Source organism: Nitrospira sp., from assembly GCA_005116745.1.
Taxonomy (GTDB): Bacteria; Nitrospirota; Nitrospiria; order Nitrospirales; family Nitrospiraceae; genus Nitrospira_D.
Genome location: SWDS01000006.1, coordinates 733,034 through 758,816, shown reverse-complemented (window position 1 = coordinate 758,816; position 25,783 = coordinate 733,034). Strand labels below are relative to the sequence as shown.

Below are 25,783 nucleotides of genomic sequence, written 5' to 3'. Positions count from 1 at the left end.
GCAGCGTGCGACGTGACTGTAGCGACCGTCAGATAGTGAGCCGACTTGCATGAACTGCAGATGAGAACCAACGCGTTCTCATCTGTCATTCGCTTAGCGGTCACACACAGAGGGTGCACAGACCAACACTGCTGAAGAAAGGCCCCACTTCGGATAACCTGCGCCATAATGGTTTCAATCAGCCGTCACGCGGCTTACGGTTTGCGCATCAATGTTCAGCTGACCGGGCATCGTGATCACACGGAAGGAGAGCAGAACCGCTTTTGCCCGATGCCGGCCAGCAAGACCAACAGGACCTTCACACGCTGAATGGCGTTGGAGAAGACACTGAACCGTCCCAGGCGCAAGGGCGCAGGACGAGACGACGAACAGGAATTCATGACGGAACTGCCACAGGAGGCCCATCCTTCTTCAAAGAAGGAGCGACTGTCCCCTCCTGAACCGAACGACAGGTTTTGCACACCCGTGGCCGGGCTTTCAGAAAGGAGACTTTTCCACTGGCGAGGCAACTGTAATGGACGAATTCGTCACAGAGCGTGCAGCGAGACCAGCCTCCTCGGAGCATCGTTTTGTCCCGATAGAGATTGTCCTGGCACACCCGGCAAAGCCTGGCCTCGACCCCGAGCAACATCGGCTCCCATTCCCCGCCGCCTTTTCGAATACTCATAAGAGCAGGAGTATAGCGGGGCGATCGCGGGAAAAACAAGCAAGCGTGAGGCGCAGAGCGCAAGAGTGTGCCATGGTCCTGTTTGATTGCAAGACGCGCCCCTATTCCCTCTATGAATACACCTGTTACGCACATCTTCCGATCGCAGGCGCGTGCATCGAAAGAGATTCATGAGGTGAATACAATCTGGGCGATTGTAGCGGAAACGCTCATGAGTACGGCGAATAGAACACTCCCCATCATGCGTTGGGCGATAGGGTCGGACATCATAGACGGCCACTCTTCGTGGCACAGACGAGGTTCAGTTGACGCTCACGTTCTGCGACGGCAAGACGCTTAGCCTGGCGTTCTCCGTAGTGAGACACCATGAACTTGCGCTTACGACTGTCGCCTTGTTCGTCGACCCAGGAGGCCAACCAAAAGACACGAACGGACCCGGTCGTTGCATTGTCCACTTGTTCGTATCTGCCGACGCCTGGAATACCCGATGTATTGTTCCGACGAAGACGAGTACGGACCCATATGGCATGGACGTAGGCTGAGTATCGCCGAAGCAGTTCACCTCGATAGGCCTTAGCCGCCTTCAATGCCTTGCCTTTCCCTCCATGCATTGCATCGGAGAACGTCTTCACGACGATATCGTTGTGTCGCTGCACCGTGACCCGCCACGCATGGGTTCGGCTTGCCTCATGATCGACGCGGATAATGTTGCGGAAAGCGGGCATATTGTAAAGCATTCACGGCGGCGTGGAGCAACCAAAGGTTGTACAGCCGCTGGTTCGAGACACGCGTCGCGGTTCGTACTACGAGCGCTTACCGCGAAACTGTTTGAGTGACGCAACGCGTCGCCCAAATAATGTTTAGCCCATCCATACAAGAGCCGGATCTTCGACTAATCCGTGACTCGCCAATAATTCGTCGGAATCATGCGCCACAATCATCCCTACTGCGATCAGCGATAACGGCACCCATTCCTGTTGGACCAACACATGGTGAAACACGACGCATTTTCCTCTGATCCAGTGATACCGTCAAGATTCACCCTCGGGCACATGACGATCACCCACCCCTGATTCCTTTTACATAACCCGCATTGTCTCATAACTACGTGCATGCACCGCCCACCAAACAGAACTTATTCGACCCGGAGCCTATTGCAATGATCTTGGCGACGGGATAAACACCTCTCCCCCGCATGCGCGGTGTGCTAGCACAGGAGACCACGAGTTCCCTCTCCCACCCCGTTTGACTCATCTTTAATCGTTTGTTACTCTCCGCGCGAGTGAGGCCAGTTTCGCAACGAGAGCACAATTTCATGAACATTGCAGATTATCTGGAACAGAAACGCATTGAGGTTGACCGTTTTCTCGACTTTGTGGCCCCGCCGACCGCGGTGCCACCAACGACGCTGCATGAGAGCATGCGTTATAGCCTGATGGCAGGCGGGAAGCGGGTACGGCCCATACTCACAATCGCCGCGGCAGAAGCATTAGACCAGACACCGCCTGGCCTTATGGCGGTCGCCTGCTCGCTGGAACTCATTCATACCTATTCCCTGATCCACGACGATCTGCCTTCTATGGATAACGATGACTTTCGCCGGGGAAAACCAACGAATCACAAAGTCTATGGCGAGGCGATGGCCATCCTTTCCGGGGATGCCCTGCTCACAATGGCCTTCGACCTGGTTAGCCGGCCAGATCTCATGAAGGGCTGCGATCCGGTGCGGCAAGTCCGCATCATTCAAGAATTGTCTTTTGGCTCCGGCAACATTGGCATGGTGGGTGGCCAGGTGTTCGATATCCAAGCTGAAAATAAGGACATCGATCTCCCAACCCTTCAGAACATTCATAAGCACAAGACCGGCATGCTCATGCGCGCTGCGGTCCGCATGGGCGCCATTGCCGCTGGAGCAAGCGACCGGCAGCTTGATGACATGACCGGCTATGCTGAAGACATCGGGTTGGCCTTTCAAATCGCCGATGACGTGCTGAATGTGACCGGCACCAGGGAAGAGCTGGGGAAGAATCCCAACACCGATGCTGAGCGCGGGAAAAAAACCTACCCGACGTTCTACGGCGTGGATGGGGCGAAAAAACTGGCCGACGACTGTGTGACCCGCGCCATCAATCGCCTGTCATCGTTCGGTCCTTCCGCCGATCCTTTGCGCGAAATCGCGCGGTATATCACAAGCCGCAAGAACTGAGGCTCCCTGCTGACAGGTCTTGCAAAATCATGACGCCTGTTCGCTTGTCGGCACCGCTATTGCTGCCCCATTAAGAACTCACAGCCTAAAACTTGATGGAAGTCTTTGACCTCTTTATTAAGACGATTGTCCTTCGCCCCTATGTCTTTCTTTTTCTGGCCGCATTTCTTTTCTCCGCGATCAAACTGATTGGCTGGCCACGCACCTGGCGCTTCTGGCTCATCAGCTGGGCAACGGCGTTCGTCTGTGAATTCTCGTCCACGCGAACCGGCATCCCCTTCGGCTGGTACTTCTACAATGGCTCAACGGTCGGTCAGGAACTCTATTTTTTCGACGTGCCGTTCATGGATTCCATCTCGTTCAGCTTCCTGCTGTTTGCTTCCTACTGCGTCGCGCTCGGGCTGCTGCTGCCACTTCCATTATCGCCAACAGATGCCAGTTTTCCGCTACGGCAGCTGAACTTCGATCTCAGTATGCGAACGAGTTGGGGTGTCTATGCCCTCACCACGTTCCTCTTCGCCTTTGTCGATATAGTGATTGATCCGGTCGCCCTACGCGGCGATCGTTGGTTCTTGGGCAAAATCTACTATTACCCCGACCCGGGCTGGCATTTCGGTGTTCCCGTGGCCAACTACATCGGCTGGGCGGTGGTGGGACTCATTTCACTAGCTATCTATTTCCCGCTGGACCGACGCCTCACCCCTCCCTCGCCACCCCAGCTACTCACTCAGCGGCTATTGCTAGGAGTCGGGCTATATTATGGAGTCTTGGCCTTCAATCTCAGCATGACATTTTGGATCGGCGAAACGTTCATGGGCCTGTGTGGCTTGCTCATGCATCTCCCTATCTTCGTCCTACTCGTTGCCCGCCTTTCTCACGTTCGGCAATACCACCTCACCAAATAGTACGGTGGTATTCACGCTGAAGAATTTGTATAGTGAGATAACGTCTCCTGTGGTTATGGAGAGAAGAGACGGTGGTGCAATCCTAAACTGCCGCAGAGCCTCATCTCGCGACCCATACGCTTGATAGACTTCGTTATGGCGAAACATTTCAACTTCATCACCGTCATCGTGCTCCTGCTCACGTCCTTGTGGCTCTCCCCTGTGGTTTTGGGCAAAGGCCCAGAACTCCTGCACGTGCTCGGCATTGTGACCTTGATCGATGCGAAACATCTTGAAGTGAAAACTACCAAAGGGCCGATTGTGTCGGTTCTGCTCACCAAGCAGGTGAAATATAAGAACAAAAGCAACCCGAAATCACTCGACCCACCCGCTGTAGGCGACCGTGTCATTATTGAAGCGTCGAAAGATGAGAAGAACAAGAAGGTTATGGCGACTGTCGTGCATTATTCACCAATCAGGAACACTCCAGCCCCTCGGTAATCGATGCCAACGATTCGTTTTTCGAGAACTGTCCAAGAATCACCGTTCCACGGAGGAGTACGCCATGCGCTCATGCGTATTCTCATCACAGGAATCGCGGTCTTCTTGGCGATCTCGATCGTCCCCGGCCTGGAAGCAGACAGTCTGACGGCCGGCATTGCCGCCGTGCTGATCCTGACGGTCTTGAATGTGATCCTGCGCCCTATTCTCTTGCTGCTCGCGTTGCCATTAATCGTGTTTACACTCGGCCTCTTTCTCGTGGTCTTGAACGCCTTGTTGCTGGGTTTGACCGCGTTCCTAGTCAAGGGGTTTACCGTCTCAGGGTTCTGGCCTGCTGCCGGTGGGGCGCTTATCATCAGCTTGGTCACCACCATCCTCAACAGATGGACCGTCGATCGTCGTCCTCTCGCAGAGGTTCCTGACGAACCGCGACGCCCTCCCAAAATTATCAATCCGGATTGAGCCATCCGCGATTCTCCAGAAACACGCAAATGACAGGATTCCCGTCGATCGCTCTGGTGAAAGCATTCAATGACCATATGATTTTCTGCGTAGGTCACACCCTTCATGTTTACACCCTGCCACACAATTTTCATTCCTACTCATCTGTGAACCCTGCGTGTCTACGTTGAAAGCGCTTGATACTGTGGATGATCTGATCTCTTGACCAGGAGGAGCTGTTATCCCGATTGAGAGGTATGCCTCTTGCTGTCCGTACACTATCACTCATTTATACAGAGGGAGGGCTACATGGAGCCATCTTTGGCCATTCGACAGTCACCAAGAGGTCGTACAACAGATCGTCTCTCGTTCGCTCGTTCACGCACGATGGCACTATGCCTGAGCATTGCAGCACTCGGCCTCCCCACTGCCGGGATCTGCGCATCGACGCCTTCGCCGGTCCCGCTCTTTGTTGAAACCCCGAACGGTATCCCCCCGGCGATTGACCAGGCATTTTCCTCACCTGAGATGTCCAAACAATGGATACGTCGCCACCGCTCTCTGGGGCTCAATCCCGCTGCATTGGAAGCCATGAAACTCGCCCGAAAAGATTCGAAACAGGATATCTCACTGGACCTCTTCGATGCCGGCACACGGACGCTAGAGCTCGATGAACCAGAAATACATCGCAATAAGGCGAAGGTGTGGCGCGGGCGGGTGCGAGGTGAACAGGACAGCGACGTCACCTTAGCGGTACGCGGCACCAAGATGGTCGGAACGATTACCTCGGGTCAGCGTCTCTACAAAATCGAGCCAGCTGAGCACAACCGCCATCGTCTTGTCGAAATTGACGAAGATGCCATGCGGCCGGATCACCACCCACTCGTGGTGCCCGATGATGGCACTCCGGAAGAACCTCCCGCCCCAGAACCCAACCTCCAGCAGCCCGATGCCCGTTCGGCTGCCGCGACCGACGCCGTGACCACCGCAGCAGCGCCGACGAACACTGTCGTCGACCTGTTAGTCGTCTACACCTCCACGGCACGAACCAAGCAGGGTGGCCAGGCTGCCATGAATGCGCTGATTACACTAGGCGTCGATTTGGCCAATCAAGCCTACCGGAACAGCCAGATTGCGATGCAACTTCGGCTAGTCCGCGCTGCCGAGGTGGCCTATGCCGAAACAGGCAACATGAGCACCGATCTGACCCGTTTACAAAGAACGAACGATGGTTTCCTGGATCAAGTTCATCAATTGCGCAATCAATATAAGGCCGACATGGTCGCGATGATCGTGGACAACGGCGGGCCTTATTGCGGCATCGCCTATGTCATGGCCAATGGACCACGAGCCAGCTTTGCCAGTTATGCATTCAGCGTGACAGATCGCGATTGCGTAGCGAATAACACCCTCACGCATGAACTGGGACATAATATGGGGGATGCCCATGATCGCGCGAGCGGCGGCACCGGTGTCTTTGCCTACTCATATGGATATCGGGACCCCATCGGAAAATTCCGAACGATAATGGCCTACGCCTGTCCCAATGTCTCCTGTCCGCGCGTGAAGTATTTCTCAAACCCAAAGATCTTGATCAACGGCCGTCCAGCCGGGATCGATCACAGGATCAACCCGACAAACTCCGCGGACAATGCCCGCTCCATGAACGAGGTCCGGAACGTCATTGCGGCCTGGCGCACAGGAACCGCAACTTCCGCCGCCGCAACTCCCGACGACGTGAAAGATTTCCGGGCAAAGTCGCGCGATGATTCGGATGAGGATTCGGATAGCGACTCGGATGATGACTCAGACGATAAATCAGGTAACGATTCTCGTGGAAAGTCTCGTAGAGCTCTCCCTTAACTATTACGACAGAGGGAGGGCCGGCTTCCGGTCCTCCCTGTCATGATCGCATCGAGATCTCACGTTTGATAGAATGAGCGGCTTGTGAGGCTAGCTCGGAATGACGATTCTGTGATTTACCGATTCAGTTATGTTCTCCTCGCTGTAGTCGTGGGGATTAGTATTGGCCAGCTTGCGTGGGCTGATGAGCCCCCGATACCAAAAGGCTTGTGGCACTCCGTCCTGACGTCTCCCTCCGCTGGCCAACCACCGATGCCACGAAAGCCGTGGATGCTTCGCGAACGAGAGATCACACTCGACGACCCACTCCTCCAGATTCTAAAGGATGCAGGAGCCAGACCGCTTCCTAGAATCACCATCGAGCTCTTCGACAATACCAACCCTGAACTGGACGTCAGCTCCTCGGTCTCCCGTATCAACAACACCGCCGTCATTCGCGGGACCTTCAAGCCTCCTGTCCAAGGCGACTTCACCTTCGTCATCACCGGCAATCTTCTGATCGGAACCATCCAGATTGGCGAGCGGATCTATAAAACCGACCACATCGCCAATGGGCGGTTGCGATTGGTTGAACTCGACCCCGACAAAATGCCGAGGGATTGATCGTCAGTCTGCCCACGTTCATGGAGAGAGTAGCTATTCATAAACGTTCCCGCTACAATACCTCGGTTCAAAGTTGAACGTATGACTACTGTACCTGCTCAAACCAAACCGGCCCCGGAAACGCTTCTTCAACGGACGTTGAATGCCGCGTTGAACGACATCGGCACGGATGCCGCAATGGCGGCCATCTTCCACCAAGAAAATGGCCCGCTTGTTGAGCATGCGTCGCGCGGATTCACACCGAGAGATGTCCAAGCTATTCTCCGCACGCTCTCGACGCAACGTGCCGCCGCCTTGACTCCGACAACCCAAGACCCTGACGGTGGGCGTGCCATCCGCCTGCGGGTGATCACCCCCGGGGCGAAATCTCTGCTGATCATTCCGCTTCGCCATGTCAATACCGTGTACGGGTGCCTGGTCATCGGACGGAAGGAGAACGCCGCGTTCTCCAAAAAGGACAAATCTCAGCTGGAGCAGATGTGCGACGGCATGACCAAGACACTGGACCGCGAAGGACTCTTCAACACCAGCGTGATGTTGAGTCGTTCTTACGTCACCCAGGAGCCGAGTCCTCCTCAACAAACCGGAGCGGACTTGTTTCCACCGATGGCCAAGCACTTTTCACCCGAACTCCAAGAAAAGATCGAGTCGGTGTTGGCCGACGCGCATGAATATGTGGCCTATGATCGGGCCTGGGCGTGCTGCTACGATCCGCTGGCGGGCAATGTCGAGGTCTTGGGATCTGCCGGCGATGTGAAACTCGACCCCAAAGACGCCAAGAAAGATTTAAAACCCGGTCAACGCTTGACGCTCGACAGTTCGGCGGCGGGATGGGCCGTCCGCCATCGTAAACCACGCGTGGATCATGATCTGGCGTCTACGCAAGGTCGCTTTCTCGATCACAAACATCTCTTCAAGGACCGGTTTCAGTCGTCACTTGTCATCCCCTTCTTCGTCAAAGGCCAGGTCGGTGGGACGTTTACGCTGGGATCGAAGGATCCACAACGATATCAGACGACCGATGCCCGCACACTGGAGCCCATTATTCTTAAACTCGCGGAGCTCTTACAGGCACCGGCGCCGCAGGCTGCCGCTCCTGCTCCGACGACGGACCTCGACGGGACCACGGGCCCATGGTCACCCACAGCCGTCCCGTCTGAGCCGATCATTCGAAAGCAAGAACGTCAGGCTGCGATCGGGGAATTCAGCGCATTCTTGGCGACGGAAATTCGCGAGCCGCTCGCATCCATTCGCTCGCAACTCGAAGAAGTGACCGGTGAAGGGATCCTCGACTTCGACCCTCAGACACGGGTTGAGAATGCCATGCGCGACTTGATCCGGATTGAGGCGATCCTCAATGAGATTCTCGACTTCGCCAAGCCGCTCGAACTAAATCGCCATCTCTGCCGCATTCCGGAAGTACTCGAAAGCGCCCTCGTGGTGGTCGGAACCGACCTGGAAGCGACTCGTATTCAGGTCACCAAAGACTACGCTACTATCATTGCGCCGGTGCGCGGCGATGAAGCCAAGCTCCAACAGACGTTCTTGAGCATTTTCAGGAATGCGTGTGAGGCCATGTCTCCCGGCGGCCACCTCCATATCCAGGTTTCACAGCATCGTGCCGGACGGGGGTTTGAAGTTCAGATTCTCATTAAGAACGATGGGGTTCCGATTCCCGCTGAAATCGTCGACAAAGTCTTCGAACCCTTTTTCACCACGAAGAGCTCAGGTATTGGCCTCGGTCTCCCCAGCGTGAAGAAAATCATCGAAGAACACGGTGGGTCCATTGCGATCGGAAGCGCGACCGGCGAGGGCACGACCGTCACCATCCGTCTGCCTGGTGTCAGCCGAGGACCAGCCTTTCGACACCGTGGGCGTGGACGCCGTCCCACTCGTCGACCGAGCTAATACATCCGTCCTTTTCTCACTTTCACCACCCACGGTTCATCACAACACGATGGGATTCGAGAGACACCGTCCGTCATATCTCACCCGTTTGACAGAATGACCCTCCATCGTTATGATTCACGCCTCAGATAGAGTCATCCAAACTGAATACGCTGATTGATGTTTATCCATTGTCATAGCTCAAAGGGAGAATGGGTATGAAACTCGTGACCGCTGCAGTTGCAACAGCCTCCGCAGTCCTATTGGGAATTTCCATGGCAGCAGCCAATCCGGCGCTGCTCCCCAAACATGACGGTTATCCGATGAAGAACTCCGGCAGCCCCGTGACCGGCCAACCAACAGCAAACGATCCAGGCCAATCGGATGCGTACGGAACCTCCTCACTACTGAAATCCGCAGATTCGGTCAAGAACGCGGAACAAAAACTGATGAAAACCGATAATGAGCGTATCACGGAAGGGCAGGGTGCCGGCAGACTTCCAAATGTCCAAGGACCTCAGATCACCATTGCTCCACCGGTGACCTCTGCAACCAAAATTACCGGTGATCGTAAAATCGACTAACGACAGATTCGCCACATATGAAAAGGGGAAGTCCGAGAAAACCGGACTTCCCCTTTTTGTTGTCTCACTGGATCACAAGTCTTCCTTGCCCCCTATGCCCCGCTCTCAAGCAATCTAAACCGCCACGGCTTTTTTGCCCAGGCCCCTGCATAGTCGACACCGATTCTAGGGAACGTTCCGACCTGTGTACGCGAAACCCGTTCACCTCGATCCTCGAACCAAAGTTGGCTGCCATGCGTCAGGTCGAGTCGATGCAACGACCGATCAATCTCTAGCTCACGGCAGAGCTTCCCAGGACCATCGATCAATCCGCCGTCGACCTCAATCGCCCGGATCAACACAGCAGCTGGAAATTCAGCCCGCTCCGTGACCACGTTCAGCATGTGGTACATGCCGTAGATCAGGTACACATAGGATATCCCTGGAGGGCCGAACAGCACCTCCGTCCTTGCCGTCCTCCCTTTTGACGCATGACAGGCCTTGTCCTGCGAGCCGACATAGGCCTCCACTTCAATGATTCTCCCAGTAACGGTCCCCTTTCCGTTCTCACGCACCACGTACTTGCCGATCAGCGACCGAGCCACGGCCAGCGTAGGACGGTTGAAAAACGTTCGCGGGAGAGTCTTCGATATCGTCATGATCAGTGATGCCTGTGCGTCGCTGGCGCATGTTCAGAGTGATGCGTTCACCTCAGCGATTCGCCATGCAACATAACCCATTCGGCAGTTCAAAAGTACCACGCGACTCCTGCCATCACCGTCCGCGGATTGCCCGGCACGAAGTGAATATCGTTCACTCCAGTCGCCTCATTGCGGAGCCGCGATTCGAACGCAAAGATCGCCTGCTCCCACTTGGTATTGAACAGATTTTGGACGAACAGAAATGCTTCCAACCGTCCATGCGGCAACTTGACCGGCACACGGTACCGCTCCGAGAGATCGAATGTGATCCACGAGGGCGACGTGATGCTCCGATCCTCGATGAGCGGCCGAACACCAAGATACGTGGCTTGCAGTTGAGACGTGAGCCCTTCCGGCCATTGTAGGATGGCTGCTCCGTAGGCGGTATACTCAGGCGCCAATGGAATCGCGTCTCCATTGCGGAATTCCGCATGAGTCCAGGTAAAACTGCCGTTGATATAGAGCGGGCCCCACACCTTGCCTCGGGCAGCCACCTCTACGCCCTGACGCCTAGTGGCTCCGCGTATCTCCGTCGTCCCTTCGTCACCGACCAGGACAAGTTCCGACTTGAGATCCAGTCGCCATACTGTTGCGATCAACTCAAGCCCCTCCGGGCCCCATGGTCTTGAGCGAACCCCGACCTCGTAGCTTCTCGCCCTCGCTAGCGGAGAGGCTCCGATGGCCACCGCTGATCGGGCGTCATTGCTGTGGAACCCTTCGCCGTAGTTGACGAAGAACTCAGTCCTGGCCCAAGGCCCCAAAATCATGCTCATCTTCGGAAGGACAATGCCGGACCCTTTTCGACCGTCTGGTTGCTCAGCACATGTCGTACAACGGTTGCTCACATCAAATGTGAAAAACTCCCCTCGCACCCCTCCAGAAAGCCTCAGCCAGGAAAACGGCTGGACTTCGGCCTTGACGAAAGGGGAATAGGATATGCTACGGGCATCACTGTCTATCGTGATCCCGGTCGGAGTCCGCAGAGTCTGAGTCCCCAACTTTGTATGAACATCGTCGACTCTTGTCTGAAACCCCACCGTCCCAACGATCGGCAGGCCCAGTAGTTCGATCCGCTGCTTGAAGCCAAGGTCGCCACCATAGATAGCCCGGCGATCGAACTGGGCAAAACCATCACCATTGACCGGATCATTGAGGAAGAATGTAAAATCCGTGAACAGATCGAGTCGATAGTATTGGCCGTACGCGTTGGCAAACAACTGACCACCTGTGGTGGTGTCATAGTGATAGTTCAAGTTCCCCGTCGTTCGGAGTGTGTTGCCTCCCTCATACGGATTGATGGAACCGAACCGGTCCAGAAGACCGGCACTCACGGCACGAAATGGAATTTCACCGGAACCATCCCACTTGGAATGGAGGAAGGTGGCCTTGAAACTCACCTCGTCTCTTCCGGTCAGATTCGTCGTAACTTTGCCCAATAGATTGGTCCGATAATATTGATTATCGTTGAGGTACGGACCGTTCGTATAGAATCCCTCCGCCGCAAATAAGGTACGCACGCGGTCCTTCGTCGGAGAGAACATGAGCAGGTACCGCTGCGTGCTATATTCCCCACCCGTTCCCTGAATGACTCCTTCTTTCACCATGTTGCGTGTCCGAAAATTCACGGCTCCCGCTGTCGCAAAATCTCCGTACTCCGGTAAGTAAGAGCCCTTGTGCACATCGACCCCCTCGATCGTCTCTGGGATAATGAAATTGAGGTCCGTGTAGCCTTGTCCATGCGCATGGGTTCGCAGATTGATCGGCATCCCATCGAGGAAGAAGCCCACGTCAGTCCCATGATCTGCATCGAAGCCGCGAAGGAAATATTGATCGGCCTTCCCCGCGCCACCGGAATGTTCCACGGCCACAAAGCCGGGGATCAGCCGAAGGATCTGCGCAGGGCGGCCTTGAGGTTGCAAGAGAATCTCTTTGTCGGGGATGAATTGTTGAGAGGACGCCGCCACCGGTTTTTCACCAAGCACAGCGACTTCCGGCACTTCCAGCTCAGGCTCGTCGGGATCATGCGCAGATGCACTGTCTCCCCAATAGAGGGCTGACACCAGGCACACCCACAAGGTCACGAACAACCATCGCTTGCTCAATAGAGGTTTCATTGGAACACTGTTAGCGAAGAGATTTTCCCGTCGTGGTCATCGTCAACTTCCCGTGCTTCACACCCTTGACCGACACCAATGCGTCCGCCACTTTCTTGATCTCCGTCCCCTTGCCTTTCACCACCAGCACTTCAAGGCAATGATTGTGATCGAGATGCACATGCATCCCTGAAAGAATCTGCCCGTGATAATCATGCTGAATATCGGTCAACTTGCTCGTGAGGTCTCGCACATGATGGTCGTACACAAACGTAATGGTGCCGACCGTCTCCTTATCGTCATCCCACTCATCTCCGACCAAATTATTACGAATCAGATCACGGAGTGCCTCCGAACGATTCGTGTAATGCTTCCGCCTGATATGACGGTCGAACTCCGCCAAGAGACGCTGATCCAATGACACGCCAAACCGGACCAACTCGTCCATACCGCCTCCCTTTCATTCGTAGCATGAAATAGGTTTTCGTAGCACGCCTTGGCAGAGATCTCAACCCAGATGGCACTGTTCCTCTTTGCTCTACGACTCGACCGGCTTGTTTGGATGTATAAGCGAAAGGAAAACGACGCTAGGCGAACAGTTACCGCAGCATCTCGTTCTGAGGAGAGGAGATCACGAGCAGCAGACATCCGTCATCCGTCGACGTATCATGATGGACCGTCCCGGCTTCGGCACGGTGATAATCCCCAACCGCCATCTCATGACCGGCGATACTACAGCCGCCTTCAAGCACCAACAGCTCTTCCACGGCGGTGTGGCGATGAGGCGCATAGCTGGTGCCAGCCGCAAAACGAAGCAGCGTGGTAGTTCTGCGGGAAACTGGATCGAAAGAGAGCAGCTTCGCTGTCACCCCTGGAGCGATGCCCCTCCAAGCCCCTTCCGACGTCCTGATGAAGGTGAGCCCCTTTGTCGGCTGTTGAAGAGTGATCTTGGCCTTCCAATATCGGATCCGCTCGGAGGTTGTAGATCGAATCATCAGTATCCGCAGGAAGCTTGAAATGGCTGCCCGACAAGATCCCAGCCATGTGACGAAGGAATCATTTTCTTGAGAGAGGGGCCTCTCACCTCGACTTTCCCCTCCCTCACCCGCTAGAGCAGGCGCTTCACTTGAGGCATACGTGAAGTCTGTAACGTCACGTGGGGCATCCGAATGCATTTCGATTCTTGAAAGAAGCTGCTCCCGCACCAACGCTCGTGGCTTCACAGGAGCGGCACCTAATGCCAGGGTATTCGCGGCCAGTTCAAACTGTTCCGTTTCGCGAGCGGCCTCCAACGCAATGTGGCTGACAAGCCGTTCGCGAAGGGTCCCGGGAGGCACAACCGGAGCCACTGCAGATGCCAAGACACCCGTGACCGCTTGATACCCCATGGCCGCTTGGCGCAGAGAGGATTCCTCTGTCGGTTTCATTCTCAAGGCCTCACGCTCTTCAGGATCCAGAACCTCAAGGGCATGGCGTATCGCCTGTTCTTCCAATTCTTCTGGTAACCTATTTTCACTCACGATACGAGACCTGTCTCATAGGGCGCGAGCGCTTCGCGCAATTTGATCATGCCCAGCCGGATTCTCGTCTTGACGGTGCCCAAGGGCAGCTGCAGTTGCTCGGCGATTTCGCTTTGACTCAACCCATAGAAATAGGCCAGTGCAATAGCTTGCCGCTGCTCCGTGGTCAGGACTGCCAATGCCTGCCGCACGAATTTCCGACGCTCTTGTCCTTCCACCTCTTGTTCTGGCGTGTCTGCGTCACTGGCAAACAACTGAGCGGCATCTAACGATTCAACCCGTCCATACTCAGCGGCTCCCGCACGAAACCGATCGATCGCTCTTGTTCTAGCCAGCATCATCAACCAGGCGCCAGGCGTCCCCCTAGTTCGGTCATAGGTATTGGCCTGACGCCACACCTGAGTGTAGACGTCCAACGTGACTTCTTCGGCTGCTTCACGATTGTTGAGAATTTTAAGGATGAGCCCAAAGACCTGTGGGCTCGTGCGGTCGTACAACGTCGCAAGCGCGGCCTGATCGCCCTGGGCCGTTTGGGTAATCAGTTGGCCCCACTCCTGTTCCTGAATCAGCCTGCTCGTTTCTAGAGACATCCCCAACATAGAGTCTCCCCCAACTACTTCTACGAGAGGATGGAGGAGATTGGATTTATGGTTGTGACACTTTTTGTTCGTTGCCTTTTGAAGAAGTGACTATAGCACCAGGCAAATCACAGCAACAAGAATTCACCTAGCAAGAATAGATCCAAATGAACATCGGTCTCGTAATTACAAACAGACCACCGGCAGGTGCTGATGCCAAAGACAGATTTCCACCTATAACATTTCACTATGAGGAGGAGCACTGAACCATGAAATCATCCACCGTTTGGCCTCTGGGAGTCGTGTGCGCCGTCGGACTCATGTCCGGCTGTGGCGGAAGCGATAACGTGCCCATCGTCACACCCCCTGGCGCACCCGCCGCATCAGCGGACGATCAGCGCACGCTGGAGTCGGATGCGCTGACGTCGGAAGAAGCCACACTCGTGAGCCAAGCTGACTCGGAGCCCGATCCGACGCCTAGGACGGATCTGTAACACAACCCGCTCCCAAGGCGGATTCATGCAGAAGGAGGAGACCATGTTCGCTCGCATTCGACCACTCATGTTGACGCTACTGGCGGCGCTCACCGCGTCGCCGGTTTTGGCTGCCAGCCATCGCGAGGCTCCGTTGATCGCCAATGACCCAGCGGCCGATATCACAGACTTTTATTTCTTCCGGAGCTGGCAGGATCCTGACAAGGCAATCCTGGTCATGAACGTGATTCCCAGTCAGGAGCCGGGGTCAGGCCCCAACTACTTCAACTTTGCTGATGATGTGCTGTATGAAATCCACATCGACAACAATAAGAACAATATCGCCGCAAATATTGTCTACCAGATCAGATTTAAAACGGAGATCCGCCAACCCGGCAATGTCTTTCCCTTGTCCTATGTTGCACTGCCCCCGATTACCGCTCTTACCGGGAACGGATCGGAAGGGCTGCTGTTGCGCCAAAGCTATACCGTCACAGAAGTCCGCTCTGGGCAGCAACCGAGGAACCTTGGGACCGGTGTCATGTATGCCGTCCCATCAAATGTCGGCCCTCGCACGATACCAAACTACCAAGACCTCGCAGAGAAGGGTATCTACCCCCTGAAAAACGGAGGGAGGATCTTCGCCGGGCAACGGGATGAGACATTCTACATCGATCTTGGAGGCACGTTCGACACATTGAACCTCCACATCTCGCCGATCCTGTCTAATGCCGATGATGCCAACGACGCGATCATCGTCGGAGCGCCGGGTGCCGGCACCGCCGATACATTCAGCGGCTTCAATGTGAACACGATTGCGCTGGAAATTCCTATCAGCGAGCTTCTCGGCCCAAACGGCAATAAGCTGCTTGGCGCCTATGCCAGCACAAGCCGGCCCAAAGTCAGCGTCATCAAGAAAAACGGCGGTCGTGACAACAGTGCGCGCTTTGTCCAAGTTGCGCGCATGGGTAATCCACTCGTCAACGAGTTGATCATTGCGACGAACATGAAGGACAAGTGGAATGCCACGGATGCGGAAGACGAGAACGAGTTCGTCTCGTTCTACTGTAACTCCGCGCTGGCCACGGCGCTCAATGTCGTATTCGGCACCGGCTTCCCGACCGCGAATCGGGAAGATCTCGTGAACGCCTTGCTTCGCTATGCACCCGGTCCGGCGGTCTGCGGCTCCGGCAGAACCAATGAAGCGCTGGCCGATCTCCTGCGTGTCGATCTGGATACCCCCGCAACTCCGGCTGCAGGTCAAAAGCGACTTGGCCCCCTGGCACATGATGCATCAGGCAACGCCACACCCGACAGAGCTGGCTGGCCGAACGGACGTCGTCCAAACGACGATGTCACGGATGTGGCCCTGCGCGTCGTGGCCGGAATTCTGACCAACCCCGCCGTGCCGAACCTTGGAGACGGCGTGAATTTCAATGTCGGATCAGTTGGCAACAACAAGACGGCCAACGGCATTGCAACGGTGTTTCCTTTCCTTCCGACACCGTTTGATGGGCGCGACCGTCGACACATCGATCCAGGAGAGCCACAGTAGCCATGACCATGCGGGTGCCGCACGATAATGCGGCACCCGCATCATGACAGGACCAGGCCGTGAACCAAGACACGACGATACAAGAGTCAAGAATGCCATTCCTGCAGGAATGGCTCGGGTCGATCACGCTTCACGGACTCATGCTTCTCAGCCTTTTCCCGCTCTTCCGTCAGTCACTGATTACGATTCACAACGAACCGTTTCACTGGGACGTTGCGCTTGTGCAATCGACACCGATCGCTCACGAGTCAGTTCAAGTCGCCGATGCCCCCACGGCGGCTGTACTGAAACAGCCAGATCTTACAGCCACCGCCTCTCACGCTAAACGCACGACCCGTCAAGCAACTCCATCTGCTCAACGCATCACCTCATTTGAGCCAAAGGCTGAAGCACCGGTCACACCGACACCAATGCCTGACAGTTCTTTATTGGACACCTCACCGAATGCATTGCCCCCTCCTCTGGTCCAGGCGCATGAACCTCTACGACAACCGACTGACACACCGGTCAGCTCAATGGCAGAAACACCACCGCAACTGGGAACAGCCGCTGCCGCCACTCCCATCGACGAGAATACTCGACCTACTGACGCTATCCAGCCATCGGCGCTGTCAGCCACCGCATCAAACACTCCCGCCCTTTCCGAAATACGGCCCGACTACGGTTGGCTTCAACAGGCGATCTTCCAACGGCTGGAGGAACTCAAGCGATCTACTCACCCATCACTCGATGACTCACGCCCCCTCAAGGTCACAGTCAAGGCCGTAGTCTCACGGGAGGGAATCTTGCTGGACTCTGCAGTGGTGAAGAGTTCCGGCCTGGATCGCATCGATCAGGAAGCGATGGCACTCGTGCAGCGAGCCTTCCCGATGCACCTTGACCGCCCATTGGACCGACAGCAGGTCGCCATGCGCATCCCCATCACTTATTCACGCGAGTAACCCATGGCTCGATTGCTCACAGTTGTCAGCGTGGTCGGATGGTTCATGTTGAGCCACGTCGGCGGCGCGTACGCTGAACCCTACCGGCCGACCGATGATACCCAGGTTCTCCAGCGGCTCAGTTTCAAGGCGTCCGATCCCATTGTGCGTGAGATCGACACCTTGCGTACCAAGCTACGCGGAAATCCGGACAATCTTGAATCAGCCGTGAAGCTGGCCACTCACTACATTGAACAAGGCCGATCGGAAGGCGATCCCCGTTTCCTCGGACAAGCACAGGCGATCCTCAGTCCCTGGTGGAACAAGCCGACCCCTCCACCCGCCGCACTCCTCTTACGGGCAACAATCAGGCAGAACGCCCATGAATTCGATCAGGCCCTAGCCGACCTCGACCAGGTGTTGATGGTTGAACCAAACAATGCGCAGGCATGGCTCACCAAAGCCTCCATTCTCCAGGTACAAACTCGGTACGACGAGGCGCACCGCGCCTGTCAGCGACTTGCACGCTTGGCCGCCGCTCATGTGCTGCTCGGATGCCTGGGCGATATCGCGGGAGTGACTGGTCAATCGGTGAAAAGTCGTGAGCTGCTCCGACAGGTACTGTCGGATACGACCCTCTCGGGGCGCGAGCGCATCTGGATTGCGACGATCTTGGCTGAAACAGCCGCCCGCACCGGGGCAATCCGTGAGGCTGAGGAATCGTTCGCTGAGGCCTTCAAGGTCGGCATCAAGGATCAATACTTACTCGGCGCCTACGCCGATTTCCTGCTGGACCAACGCCGTTATCAGGACGTTATGTCCCTCCTCCAATCTGAGACGAGGGCCGATGGATTGCTCCTGCGTCTCGCTCTCGCGGAACAGACGTTGAAGCTGCCCATATTCCAAAACCATACAGCCGAACTGGCAGCCCGTTTTGCCGCCGGCCGTGATCGCGGAACGACCGTCCATGTCAGGGAAGAGGCACGGTTCACATTGGCCTTGCAACATGATGCTCACCGAGCACTGCCGCTAGCTCAGGCCAATTGGAACCTGCAGCGAGAACCGGCGGACGCCAGAATCCTCCTCCAAAGTGCGCTCGCCGCAAAGAACTCACCGGCGGCCCAACCAGTGCTTGACTGGATGACGAGTAACCACGTGGAAGACTTTCATCTGCAACAACTCGCGAAACAGATTCAAGGAATATCATTCTGATGCGCGTCATTATTGTCATAGCGTGGCTGCTTCTGAGTCTTCCAGCTTATCCTGCTTGGGCCCATAAACCCAGCGACAGCTACCTCTCACTGTCTGTTCAGAACAATCACATTGAAGGGCAATGGGACATCGCCTTACGCGATCTTGCCGATGCAATCGGATTGGACAGTGATGGAAACGGTCAACTCACCTGGGGAGAGGTTCGCAGCAAGCATGACGAGATCAGGGTCTATGCACTGTCACATCTTGCCTTATCGGCTGATCAGCAGGCCTGTACGACTCAGGTACTGGAGCAACTCGTCGATCATCACACAGATGGGGCGTACTCAGTCCTGCGTTTCCGTTCAGATTGTGGTGGACCGATTGAACGGCTCGCAGTGGGCTACCGTCTTCTATTCGATATCGATGCACAACATAAGGGGCTCTTGCGTCTGACCCAAAGCGGGCAGACCAGCACCGCCATTTTCAGTCGCGAACTGCCGACTCAGGAATTCTCGATCACCGAGCGGTCACGCTGGACCGAGAGCCTACAATTTATTCACGAGGGGACTTGGCACATCTGGATGGGGTTCGACCATGTCCTGTTCTTACTTGCCCTCTTGCTTCCCTCAGTCTTGATTCGAGTGGAAGGTCGCTGGCAGGCGGCGGGTGATTTTGCATCGGTCTGCTGGAACGTCGTCAGCATCGTCACGGCTTTTACCATGGCCCATTCTTTGACATTGAGCCTGGCCACCCTGGATATCATCCAGCTCCCATCTCGATTAGTGGAATCGACCATTGCTGCGTCAGTCGTACTCGCGGGGCTTGGCAATTTATATCCCACAATGATGAGTCATCGTTGGATGATTGCCTTTGGGTTTGGCCTCATCCATGGGTTCGGATTTGCCGCAGTACTGACGGATCTTGGGTTGCCTCACGACTCATTATTGCTGAGTCTCGTCAGCTTCAACATCGGGGTGGAAATCGGCCAACTCGCCATCGTTGCCGCGTTCTTACCATTGGCCTACCTGATCCGTCGTTCCTGGTCCTACCCAAGGTTGGTCCTTACTGGCGGCTCACTGGCGGTGATTGTCATTGCGCTCGTCTGGTTCACCGAACGGGCCTTTGATCTTCAGTTGTTTCCGCTGTAGCAAAATGGCACTCACAGCTGCACGACGACTTTCCCTATGTTGGTATGTTGTTCCAGCATCGTATGGCCGGCGCGGAGATTCTCGACCGTCAGTCCGTTCAACACGCGGTTGACGGTCGTGCGCATCTTGCCGGATTCAATCAAGCTCCTCACCTCCTCGAGGATTTCCCCCTGAGAGGCCGCACGATAGTCGAAACTCGACTTCGTGAACATGAGTTCCCAATGCAGGCTCACCGATTTCGACTTGAACACTGAGAGGTCCAGTCCATCTCCATCATCGATGATCCCCACTTCGCCAAATGGGGCGATGATGTCGGCCATCTTCGACCAATGCTCACCTGAATGGGTCGTGCTAAAGATGAAGTCCACAAATTTTATCCCCAGTGCCCTTATATCAGCCACAAACGTCTGATGAGAGACCACGTGATCAGCGCCAAGACTTTTGACCCACTGCTGACTCTCCGGTCGTGAAGCCGTGGCAATCACCGTCATGGAGGTTTTCAACTTGAGCAACTGGATCGCTTGCGACCCAACGCCGCCGGCGCCACCGATAATCAGGATTGTCCGCTGCTCCGACCCGGTGAGGCGCATTTTTTCAAAGAGCATCTCATAGGCCGTCAAGCTGGTCAGCGGAAGCGCGGCCGCTTCCGTAAAGGAGAGGGTGTTCGGTTTCAAGGCCACCAGCCGTTCATCCACCAGTTGCCGCGTGGCATAAGACCCTGCCCGGTTGAGATCTCCGCTGTAGAAGACTTCATCGCCGACATTGAACCGTGTCGCCTCCGAACCACGAGCCCGCACAATACCTGCGGCATCCCAACCCAGGATGACCGGCTGACCAATGGCACCGGATCGCCGGCTTCGAATCTTGTAGTCTATAGGATTCAACCCAACAGCCTTCACCTCAACTAATAAATCCCGACCGCTGGGCGTTGGATCAGGCAACTCCATCGGTTGCAGATTGAATTGATCGAGCGAATGAGCATGCGTATAACCAATGACTTTCATCACCACCTCCATGTTTATTATCTAGAAATAGGGCTTACTATAAAAGACATGTCCGCACATTCGACACTATTCATTCACTGGAACAATGGAGAATCGAACAGGTCGGGACTAAGCGCATAGCCGGTCTGACCTCAGTCCAGGTCATAGTCAAAGTTCATGCTCACCGGCAGATCACTGGAGGTGACTGTCATCGCGCTCATCTGGTTCACGGAACAAGCCTTCGATCTTCCACTCTTTCCCCTACAGCAGAACCCTTGGAATCTCGTCAGCGGCAGTCACACCTATGCATCTCGTGGCTACATCAGGTTCTATCCACTGTACTATCTTGTGTTTTCCTGAAATTGAGGTTACTTTTTAGCCACAGGCAGGACGCCATCTGGAGGAAACATGAGAGGAATCGATTTCGTCACAAATAAACGAGGCCAGAAGACTGCAGTGCTCATTGATCTGAAGCGCCATGGTCAACTTTGGGAAGACTTTTACGATAGTGTCGTCGCCCGGAATCGAGTCCGTGAACCACGAGAATCTCTGGATGCCGTGAAAGATCGTCTTCGCCGCCTAGGCAAGCTCCGTGGCTGAGTATTCCATTACTTTTGCCCGTTCGGCACGCCGCGAATTGGAAGTTCTCGACTCATCTGTCATCCCCCGCATCCTCTCCAAGATCGAATCTCTTTCACTCCACCCCCGGCCACACGGTTCTCGGAAATTGACCGGTGAGAAATATCTATGGCGCATTCGTATCGGCGATTATCGAGTCATTTACTCCATACTCGACAAAGAACGACGCATTGACATTACCGCCGTGCGCCACAGACGGGAAGCCTACGACTAAGGAGCAGTGCAAGTCTGCGAATATGCAATTCGCCCTTCTCGCCATCGCAGACATACCTCTCGCTCTGTGGAATCAAGGTTGATAGGATTCTTCCCGTTCTAAAACCAAATAACATGAGATCAATCATGAGAACTTCGTATTCAAGTACTCCTGACCCTATGCGGCATCTTGAGATATTTGGGTTTCTAGCCCGTCACTACAAGAAGCTTGCTAGGACACTTGATCGGCACTTAAAAAACGAGAGCCAAGCTTTTGATCGCAAGGTGACAAAATTAAGAGTCAGTACCGCCAGAGAAAGTCTGAAGTCTTGGGCGCTAAAAGATCTATATCCCGACGCTGCGAGATACGGAATATTCATCGCCATGTACTCCCAATTTGAATACTACCTCAACGAAACGTGCAAAGAGCTTGAACCCATGCACAAGATAAAACTCTCCGACTTAGATCATCGAGGTATCCAAAAAGTCTCTGTATACCTTACAAAGGTTGCAGGAATTGAGTCGCCCTTCTCCGACAATTCTTGGCAGAAACTAAATGACCTCAATAAACTGAGAAATCAGATTGTGCATGCTAACGGAAGAATTGACAGCACAAATAAGATCAAGGACGTTGTTGAACGAATCAACACTTGGGCACCACTGAGTACTGAAGATTCGAGAATAACCCTCTCTAGAGAGTTCAATCCGAAAATTAGTGATATGCTTCACAGCTCCGCCAAAGAACTCTTCACCAAATTAAGGTCTTACGTATGGACCTAACTTAGTCTCCATGCTGTGGCTGAATTGTGTCAGAACTATCTTGTCCGATCTGGCTTCATCGAATCTTCGTCTATCTCCAACTCCTCTGTAAGTGATTGAGAACGAAACGATGAGGTACTTTCAGGATCTATAGTCTCTGACCCTGCAGAGGCTTCAAATCTCGCAGCCTCTACCCCCCGGCACGCAGCCATCTCTTTTCTCTACTCCCCCTGAATAGGGATGTACATGATGTTGCCCTGGCGGTTCACGAGCAAGAGGGCGAGGTCGGTGGGTTTGAGCGGATCGGCGAGGCGTTGCAGGATCGAAAAACTGTTCACATGTTGTCGGTTCAGTTCCAGCACGACGTCGCCTGGTTGCAAGCCGGAGGCTTCAGCGAGGCTCCCTTCTTCAATATCCGTCACGACGACGCCATTATTCACCGGTAAATCCATCTGCCGGGCCAAGGGAGCTGTCACGTCATCGAAGACCACGCCTGATAATGGATGGGCGGTGGACGCGGTAGAGGCGGCCTGAGTCTTCTTCGTTCGCTCACGCGGCGCTTCCTGAATGACCAGATCGGCCTGATACAGCTTCCCCTCCCGGATGAGGTCCAGGCGATGTTTGCTGCCGATCGAGGATTGCGCCACTAAATTCCGCAGCTGGCCGCTGTCCATAACATCGCGCCCATCGAAGCGCACCACAACGTCGCCTCGCTTTAGGCCGGCTCGTTCGGCCGACCCCTTGGATTGCACGTCCGTCACGATCGCGCCTTTGACATCCGGTAGGCGCAAAATTTTCCCCAGCGGAGGGCTGACATCTTGCGTCGAAGCTCCCAGAAATCCTCGAACCACGCGACCTGTCTTAATGAGGCTCTGCATAGCCGCACGAGCCATGTTGCTGGGAATTGCAAACCCGACCCCCACGCTTCCGCCGGTGGGACTCGCAATTGCTGTGTTGATCCCGATCAGCTCGCCCTGGATGTTCACGAGCGCTCCGCCTGAATTTCCAGGGTTGATCGGCGCGTCTGTCTGGATGAAGTCTTCGAAGTCCGCCACGCCGACATCCGCGCGACCGACCGCGCTTACGATGCCGAACGTGACGGTACGGCTTAAGCCCAGCGGGTTCCCAATGGCGAGCACAAAGTCGCCGACGGCCAGATGGCTCGAATCTCCCCAGGTAGCAATCGGTAGATTCGATGCCTGGATCTTCACCACCGCCACGTCGGTCTTTGGATCAGTGGCAACGACCTTGCCTTTGTATTGGCGGCGATCCGCCAGGATCACTTCCACATCGACGGCATCGGCGACCACGTGGTTATTCGTGATGATGTAGCCGTCCGGCGAGACAATCACCCCAGACCCCTGCCCATATTGGCGACGCGACGGAGGTTCTTTGAACAGCCCGAACGGCAAGGCTTCGTCGCTGAACGCCTGGTCGCGCACCATCACGGTTGACGCGATGCTCACCACAGCCGGAATGACTTTAGTGGCCGTCCCCTTAACTTGGCTCTGTAAATCCTGACCGTTCGTGGCAGGAACCTGTTGGCTGCCAGCCAAGCCCAAACCGGGAACTAACAGGCTGCTCAGAACTCCCCACACGACCATCTGCACCATGAGCCTGCTACTGTTCACAAATACGCCTCTTGTGCATGAGCGGGTTCTCAACCTTTCAAATTGCCGTGGCCAGCCTATCATGCACAACTCGCACACGCATTCATAATTCAATATGACATCGGCAACAGTGTACGGGCACGATAGTACCCACCATCAGGCAGGGTGTAAATACTCACCCGGCTTTCGCACCAACTCCAGCCGATTCGAAGCCGCCAATGGTGAGTTGGTCGGCCAGTGAACCAGTGTGTTACGATCATCGTCGACTCATCTTCACTGTACGATTTGGCTGTTATCCAAGAGGTAGACCATGCCACACCGCGCGAGCTTCGTTGCATTCATTATGCTCTGGACCGTTTCAGGGATGCTTGTCTCCCCTGGGCATGCTGAGGAAAGCAAGTTTGGAACCCCCAAGGGGGATGAAGGCACCAGGATTTTCAAAGCCACTGAGCATCCATTTTATAGCGCTGAATTTCGCCTCAAGGGTGATCGAGCAACGCTCGTTGGAAGCATGGGTGATACAACGCCCTGGGATCATCTCGACTATGCGGGCAAACACCTGAACGCGGTGAAGGGAACGATTGAGATCGAGGTGAACGAACACACCAATACGGGACGAGTGGTCGCGGAATTCGTCGAGGGAGCTGACCAGTATCGCGTAATGTTCGATCGATTTGCCGCAAAAACTCCCCTTCAGAGCGGCGGTGTGGCCACCAGAATCTATGAACATGGAGATTCCAATAACGGCGATCCGCTCTATCCGAAAACCTGGTTGTACCTGGGTGGCTGGGGCACGGCGACGGTGTATAAGAATGACCAGGTGCTCTATAAAGACTATGACGCACACTTCATGGTCATGGAGCGCTCGCGCGATCCGAAGACGCATGAGATCCGCTACCCGGTCAAGCGCACTATGCCCGGTGGCGAAACCGATCCTGCAGGGATGGAAATCGATCTCTGGGTGCGCTCGAAGGAACAGAACGCCAACAACTTTCCTCCGTTTGAAACCTTTGTCCATCTCTGTTGGGAAGAAGTCACCTGGCGCTAAGGATGAGCACCTCTCTCCAACAGCTTCTTCTGATTACCATCCTGTTGCTCGCTGCGCCGGTAGTTGGGTATGGACTTGAGAGCACGACCCACGTGTGGACCTTTGACAATGATCCACCGGAGACTCTTCCCCCTGAATTCCAGATAGGGACCCTATTTGATGGGAGGCCCGCCGGGAAGTGGACAGTGATTGAAACCGATCGAGCCAAGAGTTCACCTCGCGTGCTCGGGCAGCTCATGGGAAAGGGCGCGGAGCACGCGTATAAAACGGTGCTCATTAACGGGATCACGGCATCCGACCTCGATCTCCACGTCTCATTCTTGCCGATCGACGGCAAAGCCGATATGGGAGGCGGCCTGATCTGGCGGGCCACAGACGACCGCAACTACTACCTGACAAGGGCCAATCCGCTGGAGCAGAATATTCGAATCTATCGGGTCGTGAATGGGGTTCGGCAGATGCTCAAGAACTTCGACCACATCATTGATGTCCGGCAGTGGCATACCCTCCGCGTCGTCACGAAAGGGTGCCAGGTCCAAGTCTCCTTTGACCACAAGCAGGTGTTTGACTTGTGTGATCAGACCTTCTCAACCGGCCAGGTTGGACTCTGGACTAAATCTGATGCCGTTACCTATTTCGATGACCTTAAACTGCAGATTGTTCGCTGAAGCGAGTTCGTACACGTTCTCGTTGATAACACCTCTGACTACGTCCAACCACCGATCCCAGACCCACCCAGCTGTGACAAACCACGG

27 protein-coding genes are annotated in these 25,783 nt (G+C 55.0%); 18 read left to right on the top strand and 9 right to left on the bottom strand.

The window, feature by feature from the left end; all coding sequences use genetic code 11:
* Positions 1-376: 376 nt before the first annotated feature.
* Both E8D52_09330 and E8D52_09325 read right to left on the bottom strand, forming a co-directional pair.
* On the bottom strand, positions 377-667 hold the full coding sequence (locus tag E8D52_09330; protein ID TKB69160.1) for a hypothetical protein: 291 nt from the start codon (positions 665-667) through the stop codon (positions 377-379).
* Between the two features lie 266 nt (positions 668-933).
* Positions 934-1,404, bottom strand: a complete 471-nt coding sequence (locus E8D52_09325) for an AP2 domain-containing protein (GenBank protein ID TKB69159.1) — start codon at positions 1,402-1,404, stop codon at positions 934-936.
* 578 nt (positions 1,405-1,982) lie between these two features.
* On the opposite strand from E8D52_09325, the gene E8D52_09320 reads away from it, so the two are divergent.
* The 8 genes from E8D52_09320 (at position 1,983) to E8D52_09285 (ending at position 9,636) form a co-directional block, all read left to right on the top strand.
* Positions 1,983-2,873 carry a polyprenyl synthetase family protein gene (locus tag E8D52_09320; protein ID TKB69158.1) on the top strand — a complete coding sequence of 297 codons (891 nt, stop codon included), beginning with the start codon at positions 1,983-1,985 and terminating at the stop codon, positions 2,871-2,873.
* Between the two features lie 95 nt (positions 2,874-2,968).
* The gene (locus E8D52_09315; GenBank protein ID TKB69157.1) at positions 2,969-3,778 is read left to right on the top strand and encodes a carotenoid biosynthesis protein; all 810 of its coding nucleotides are present in this window, start codon (positions 2,969-2,971) and stop codon (positions 3,776-3,778) included.
* Positions 3,779-3,913: 135 nt separating this feature from the next.
* Positions 3,914-4,258, top strand: a complete 345-nt coding sequence (locus tag E8D52_09310) for a hypothetical protein (GenBank protein ID TKB69156.1) — start codon at positions 3,914-3,916, stop codon at positions 4,256-4,258.
* Between the two features lie 3 nt (positions 4,259-4,261).
* On the top strand, positions 4,262-4,720 hold the full coding sequence (locus tag E8D52_09305) for a phage holin family protein (protein TKB69155.1): 459 nt from the start codon (positions 4,262-4,264) through the stop codon (positions 4,718-4,720).
* Positions 4,721-5,008: 288 nt separating this feature from the next.
* Positions 5,009-6,562 (top strand): hypothetical protein, encoded by a 1,554-nt coding sequence (locus E8D52_09300; GenBank protein ID TKB69154.1) that lies wholly within the window; start codon positions 5,009-5,011, stop codon positions 6,560-6,562.
* Between the two features lie 111 nt (positions 6,563-6,673).
* The gene (locus E8D52_09295) at positions 6,674-7,165 is read left to right on the top strand and encodes a hypothetical protein (protein TKB69153.1); all 492 of its coding nucleotides are present in this window, start codon (positions 6,674-6,676) and stop codon (positions 7,163-7,165) included.
* An 81-nt stretch (positions 7,166-7,246) separates the two neighbouring features.
* Entirely contained in the window at positions 7,247-9,073 is a 1,827-nt protein-coding gene (locus tag E8D52_09290; protein ID TKB69152.1) for a GAF domain-containing protein, read from the top strand.
* A 197-nt stretch (positions 9,074-9,270) separates the two neighbouring features.
* Positions 9,271-9,636 (top strand): hypothetical protein, encoded by a 366-nt coding sequence (locus E8D52_09285; protein ID TKB69151.1) that lies wholly within the window; start codon positions 9,271-9,273, stop codon positions 9,634-9,636.
* Positions 9,637-9,728: 92 nt separating this feature from the next.
* Here E8D52_09285 and E8D52_09280 read toward each other — a convergent pair whose 3' ends face one another.
* The 5 genes from E8D52_09280 to E8D52_09260 all read right to left on the bottom strand — a co-directional run bounded on the left by E8D52_09280 (position 9,729) and on the right by E8D52_09260 (position 14,519).
* Positions 9,729-10,274: a DNA-3-methyladenine glycosylase gene (locus E8D52_09280; protein TKB69150.1), complete on the bottom strand. Its 546-nt coding sequence runs from the start codon at positions 10,272-10,274 to the stop codon at positions 9,729-9,731.
* Positions 10,275-10,363: 89 nt separating this feature from the next.
* Complete coding sequence (locus tag E8D52_09275; GenBank protein TKB69149.1) at positions 10,364-12,430, bottom strand: TonB-dependent receptor; 2,067 nt, start codon at positions 12,428-12,430, stop codon at positions 10,364-10,366.
* A gap of 10 nt (positions 12,431-12,440) precedes the next feature.
* On the bottom strand, positions 12,441-12,857 hold the full coding sequence (nikR, locus tag E8D52_09270; GenBank protein TKB69148.1) for a nickel-responsive transcriptional regulator NikR: 417 nt from the start codon (positions 12,855-12,857) through the stop codon (positions 12,441-12,443).
* 151 nt (positions 12,858-13,008) lie between these two features.
* Positions 13,009-13,929 (bottom strand): hypothetical protein, encoded by a 921-nt coding sequence (locus tag E8D52_09265; protein TKB69147.1) that lies wholly within the window; start codon positions 13,927-13,929, stop codon positions 13,009-13,011.
* Positions 13,926-14,519 carry a sigma-70 family RNA polymerase sigma factor gene (locus E8D52_09260; protein TKB69461.1) on the bottom strand — a complete coding sequence of 198 codons (594 nt, stop codon included), beginning with the start codon at positions 14,517-14,519 and terminating at the stop codon, positions 13,926-13,928. The genes E8D52_09265 and E8D52_09260 overlap by 4 nt, the downstream gene beginning before the upstream one ends.
* 257 nt (positions 14,520-14,776) lie before the next feature.
* Here E8D52_09260 and E8D52_09255 point away from each other — a divergent pair, with 257 nt between their 5' ends.
* The 5 genes from E8D52_09255 (at position 14,777) to E8D52_09235 (ending at position 19,797) form a co-directional block, all read left to right on the top strand.
* A complete protein-coding gene (locus tag E8D52_09255) occupies positions 14,777-15,001 on the top strand; it encodes a hypothetical protein (protein ID TKB69146.1) in 225 nt (74 codons plus the stop codon).
* Between the two features lie 43 nt (positions 15,002-15,044).
* Entirely contained in the window at positions 15,045-16,535 is a 1,491-nt protein-coding gene (locus tag E8D52_09250; GenBank protein TKB69145.1) for a DUF4331 domain-containing protein, read from the top strand.
* A 92-nt stretch (positions 16,536-16,627) separates the two neighbouring features.
* Positions 16,628-17,476 (top strand): hypothetical protein, encoded by an 849-nt coding sequence (locus E8D52_09245; GenBank protein TKB69144.1) that lies wholly within the window; start codon positions 16,628-16,630, stop codon positions 17,474-17,476.
* Positions 17,477-17,479: 3 nt separating this feature from the next.
* A complete protein-coding gene (locus tag E8D52_09240) occupies positions 17,480-18,667 on the top strand; it encodes a hypothetical protein (GenBank protein TKB69143.1) in 1,188 nt (395 codons plus the stop codon).
* On the top strand, positions 18,667-19,797 hold the full coding sequence (locus tag E8D52_09235; GenBank protein ID TKB69142.1) for a HupE/UreJ family protein: 1,131 nt from the start codon (positions 18,667-18,669) through the stop codon (positions 19,795-19,797). Before E8D52_09240 ends, E8D52_09235 begins: the two co-directional genes overlap by 1 nt.
* A gap of 11 nt (positions 19,798-19,808) precedes the next feature.
* Here E8D52_09235 and E8D52_09230 read toward each other — a convergent pair whose 3' ends face one another.
* On the bottom strand, positions 19,809-20,801 hold the full coding sequence (locus E8D52_09230; GenBank protein TKB69141.1) for a zinc-binding alcohol dehydrogenase family protein: 993 nt from the start codon (positions 20,799-20,801) through the stop codon (positions 19,809-19,811).
* A 387-nt stretch (positions 20,802-21,188) separates the two neighbouring features.
* Between E8D52_09230 and E8D52_09225 the strand changes: the two genes are divergently transcribed.
* The 3 genes from E8D52_09225 (at position 21,189) to E8D52_09215 (ending at position 22,391) form a co-directional block, all read left to right on the top strand.
* Positions 21,189-21,380 carry a hypothetical protein gene (locus tag E8D52_09225; GenBank protein TKB69140.1) on the top strand — a complete coding sequence of 64 codons (192 nt, stop codon included), beginning with the start codon at positions 21,189-21,191 and terminating at the stop codon, positions 21,378-21,380.
* Positions 21,373-21,633 (top strand): type II toxin-antitoxin system RelE/ParE family toxin, encoded by a 261-nt coding sequence (locus E8D52_09220; protein ID TKB69139.1) that lies wholly within the window; start codon positions 21,373-21,375, stop codon positions 21,631-21,633. The genes E8D52_09225 and E8D52_09220 overlap by 8 nt, the downstream gene beginning before the upstream one ends.
* Before the next feature lie 125 nt (positions 21,634-21,758).
* Positions 21,759-22,391 carry a hypothetical protein gene (locus E8D52_09215; GenBank protein TKB69138.1) on the top strand — a complete coding sequence of 211 codons (633 nt, stop codon included), beginning with the start codon at positions 21,759-21,761 and terminating at the stop codon, positions 22,389-22,391.
* Between the two features lie 200 nt (positions 22,392-22,591).
* Here the strand turns inward: E8D52_09215 and E8D52_09210 are convergent, their stop codons facing one another.
* Entirely contained in the window at positions 22,592-24,064 is a 1,473-nt protein-coding gene (locus E8D52_09210; GenBank protein ID TKB69137.1) for a Do family serine endopeptidase, read from the bottom strand.
* A gap of 226 nt (positions 24,065-24,290) precedes the next feature.
* Between E8D52_09210 and E8D52_09205 the strand changes: the two genes are divergently transcribed.
* Together E8D52_09205 and E8D52_09200 are read left to right on the top strand one after the other, a co-directional pair.
* A complete protein-coding gene (locus E8D52_09205; protein ID TKB69136.1) occupies positions 24,291-25,028 on the top strand; it encodes a hypothetical protein in 738 nt (245 codons plus the stop codon).
* 2 nt (positions 25,029-25,030) lie between these two features.
* Positions 25,031-25,696 (top strand): hypothetical protein, encoded by a 666-nt coding sequence (locus E8D52_09200; GenBank protein TKB69135.1) that lies wholly within the window; start codon positions 25,031-25,033, stop codon positions 25,694-25,696.
* The last annotated feature ends 87 nt before the right edge of the window (positions 25,697-25,783 follow it).

What these genes read in the sequence shown, in the direction of transcription:
- E8D52_09225 (TKB69140.1), top strand. Translation starts at nt 21,189, where the DNA reads ATGAGAGGAATCGATTTCGTCACAAATAAACGAGGCCAGAAGACTGCA.
- E8D52_09255 (TKB69146.1), top strand. Translation starts at nt 14,777, where the DNA reads ATGAAATCATCCACCGTTTGGCCTCTGGGAGTCGTGTGCGCCGTCGGA.
- E8D52_09250 (TKB69145.1), top strand. Translation starts at nt 15,045, where the DNA reads ATGTTCGCTCGCATTCGACCACTCATGTTGACGCTACTGGCGGCGCTC.
- E8D52_09315 (TKB69157.1), top strand. Translation starts at nt 2,969, where the DNA reads ATGGAAGTCTTTGACCTCTTTATTAAGACGATTGTCCTTCGCCCCTAT.
- E8D52_09205 (TKB69136.1), top strand. Translation starts at nt 24,291, where the DNA reads ATGCCACACCGCGCGAGCTTCGTTGCATTCATTATGCTCTGGACCGTT.
- E8D52_09300 (TKB69154.1), top strand. Translation starts at nt 5,009, where the DNA reads ATGGAGCCATCTTTGGCCATTCGACAGTCACCAAGAGGTCGTACAACA.
- E8D52_09235 (TKB69142.1), top strand. Translation starts at nt 18,667, where the DNA reads ATGCGCGTCATTATTGTCATAGCGTGGCTGCTTCTGAGTCTTCCAGCT.
- E8D52_09285 (TKB69151.1), top strand. Translation starts at nt 9,271, where the DNA reads ATGAAACTCGTGACCGCTGCAGTTGCAACAGCCTCCGCAGTCCTATTG.
- E8D52_09230 (TKB69141.1), bottom strand. Translation starts at nt 20,801, where the DNA reads ATGAAAGTCATTGGTTATACGCATGCTCATTCGCTCGATCAATTCAAT.
- E8D52_09305 (TKB69155.1), top strand. Translation starts at nt 4,262, where the DNA reads ATGCCAACGATTCGTTTTTCGAGAACTGTCCAAGAATCACCGTTCCAC.
- E8D52_09280 (TKB69150.1), bottom strand. Translation starts at nt 10,274, where the DNA reads ATGACGATATCGAAGACTCTCCCGCGAACGTTTTTCAACCGTCCTACG.
- E8D52_09240 (TKB69143.1), top strand. Translation starts at nt 17,480, where the DNA reads ATGGCTCGATTGCTCACAGTTGTCAGCGTGGTCGGATGGTTCATGTTG.
- E8D52_09290 (TKB69152.1), top strand. Translation starts at nt 7,247, where the DNA reads ATGACTACTGTACCTGCTCAAACCAAACCGGCCCCGGAAACGCTTCTT.
- E8D52_09215 (TKB69138.1), top strand. Translation starts at nt 21,759, where the DNA reads ATGAGAACTTCGTATTCAAGTACTCCTGACCCTATGCGGCATCTTGAG.
- E8D52_09210 (TKB69137.1), bottom strand. Translation starts at nt 24,064, where the DNA reads ATGATAGGCTGGCCACGGCAATTTGAAAGGTTGAGAACCCGCTCATGC.
- E8D52_09200 (TKB69135.1), top strand. Translation starts at nt 25,031, where the DNA reads ATGAGCACCTCTCTCCAACAGCTTCTTCTGATTACCATCCTGTTGCTC.
- E8D52_09275 (TKB69149.1), bottom strand. Translation starts at nt 12,430, where the DNA reads ATGAAACCTCTATTGAGCAAGCGATGGTTGTTCGTGACCTTGTGGGTG.
- E8D52_09310 (TKB69156.1), top strand. Translation starts at nt 3,914, where the DNA reads ATGGCGAAACATTTCAACTTCATCACCGTCATCGTGCTCCTGCTCACG.
- nikR (TKB69148.1), bottom strand. Translation starts at nt 12,857, where the DNA reads ATGGACGAGTTGGTCCGGTTTGGCGTGTCATTGGATCAGCGTCTCTTG.
- E8D52_09245 (TKB69144.1), top strand. Translation starts at nt 16,628, where the DNA reads ATGCCATTCCTGCAGGAATGGCTCGGGTCGATCACGCTTCACGGACTC.
- E8D52_09260 (TKB69461.1), bottom strand. Translation starts at nt 14,519, where the DNA reads ATGTCTCTAGAAACGAGCAGGCTGATTCAGGAACAGGAGTGGGGCCAA.
- E8D52_09330 (TKB69160.1), bottom strand. Translation starts at nt 667, where the DNA reads ATGAGTATTCGAAAAGGCGGCGGGGAATGGGAGCCGATGTTGCTCGGG.
- E8D52_09325 (TKB69159.1), bottom strand. Translation starts at nt 1,404, where the DNA reads ATGCTTTACAATATGCCCGCTTTCCGCAACATTATCCGCGTCGATCAT.
- E8D52_09320 (TKB69158.1), top strand. Translation starts at nt 1,983, where the DNA reads ATGAACATTGCAGATTATCTGGAACAGAAACGCATTGAGGTTGACCGT.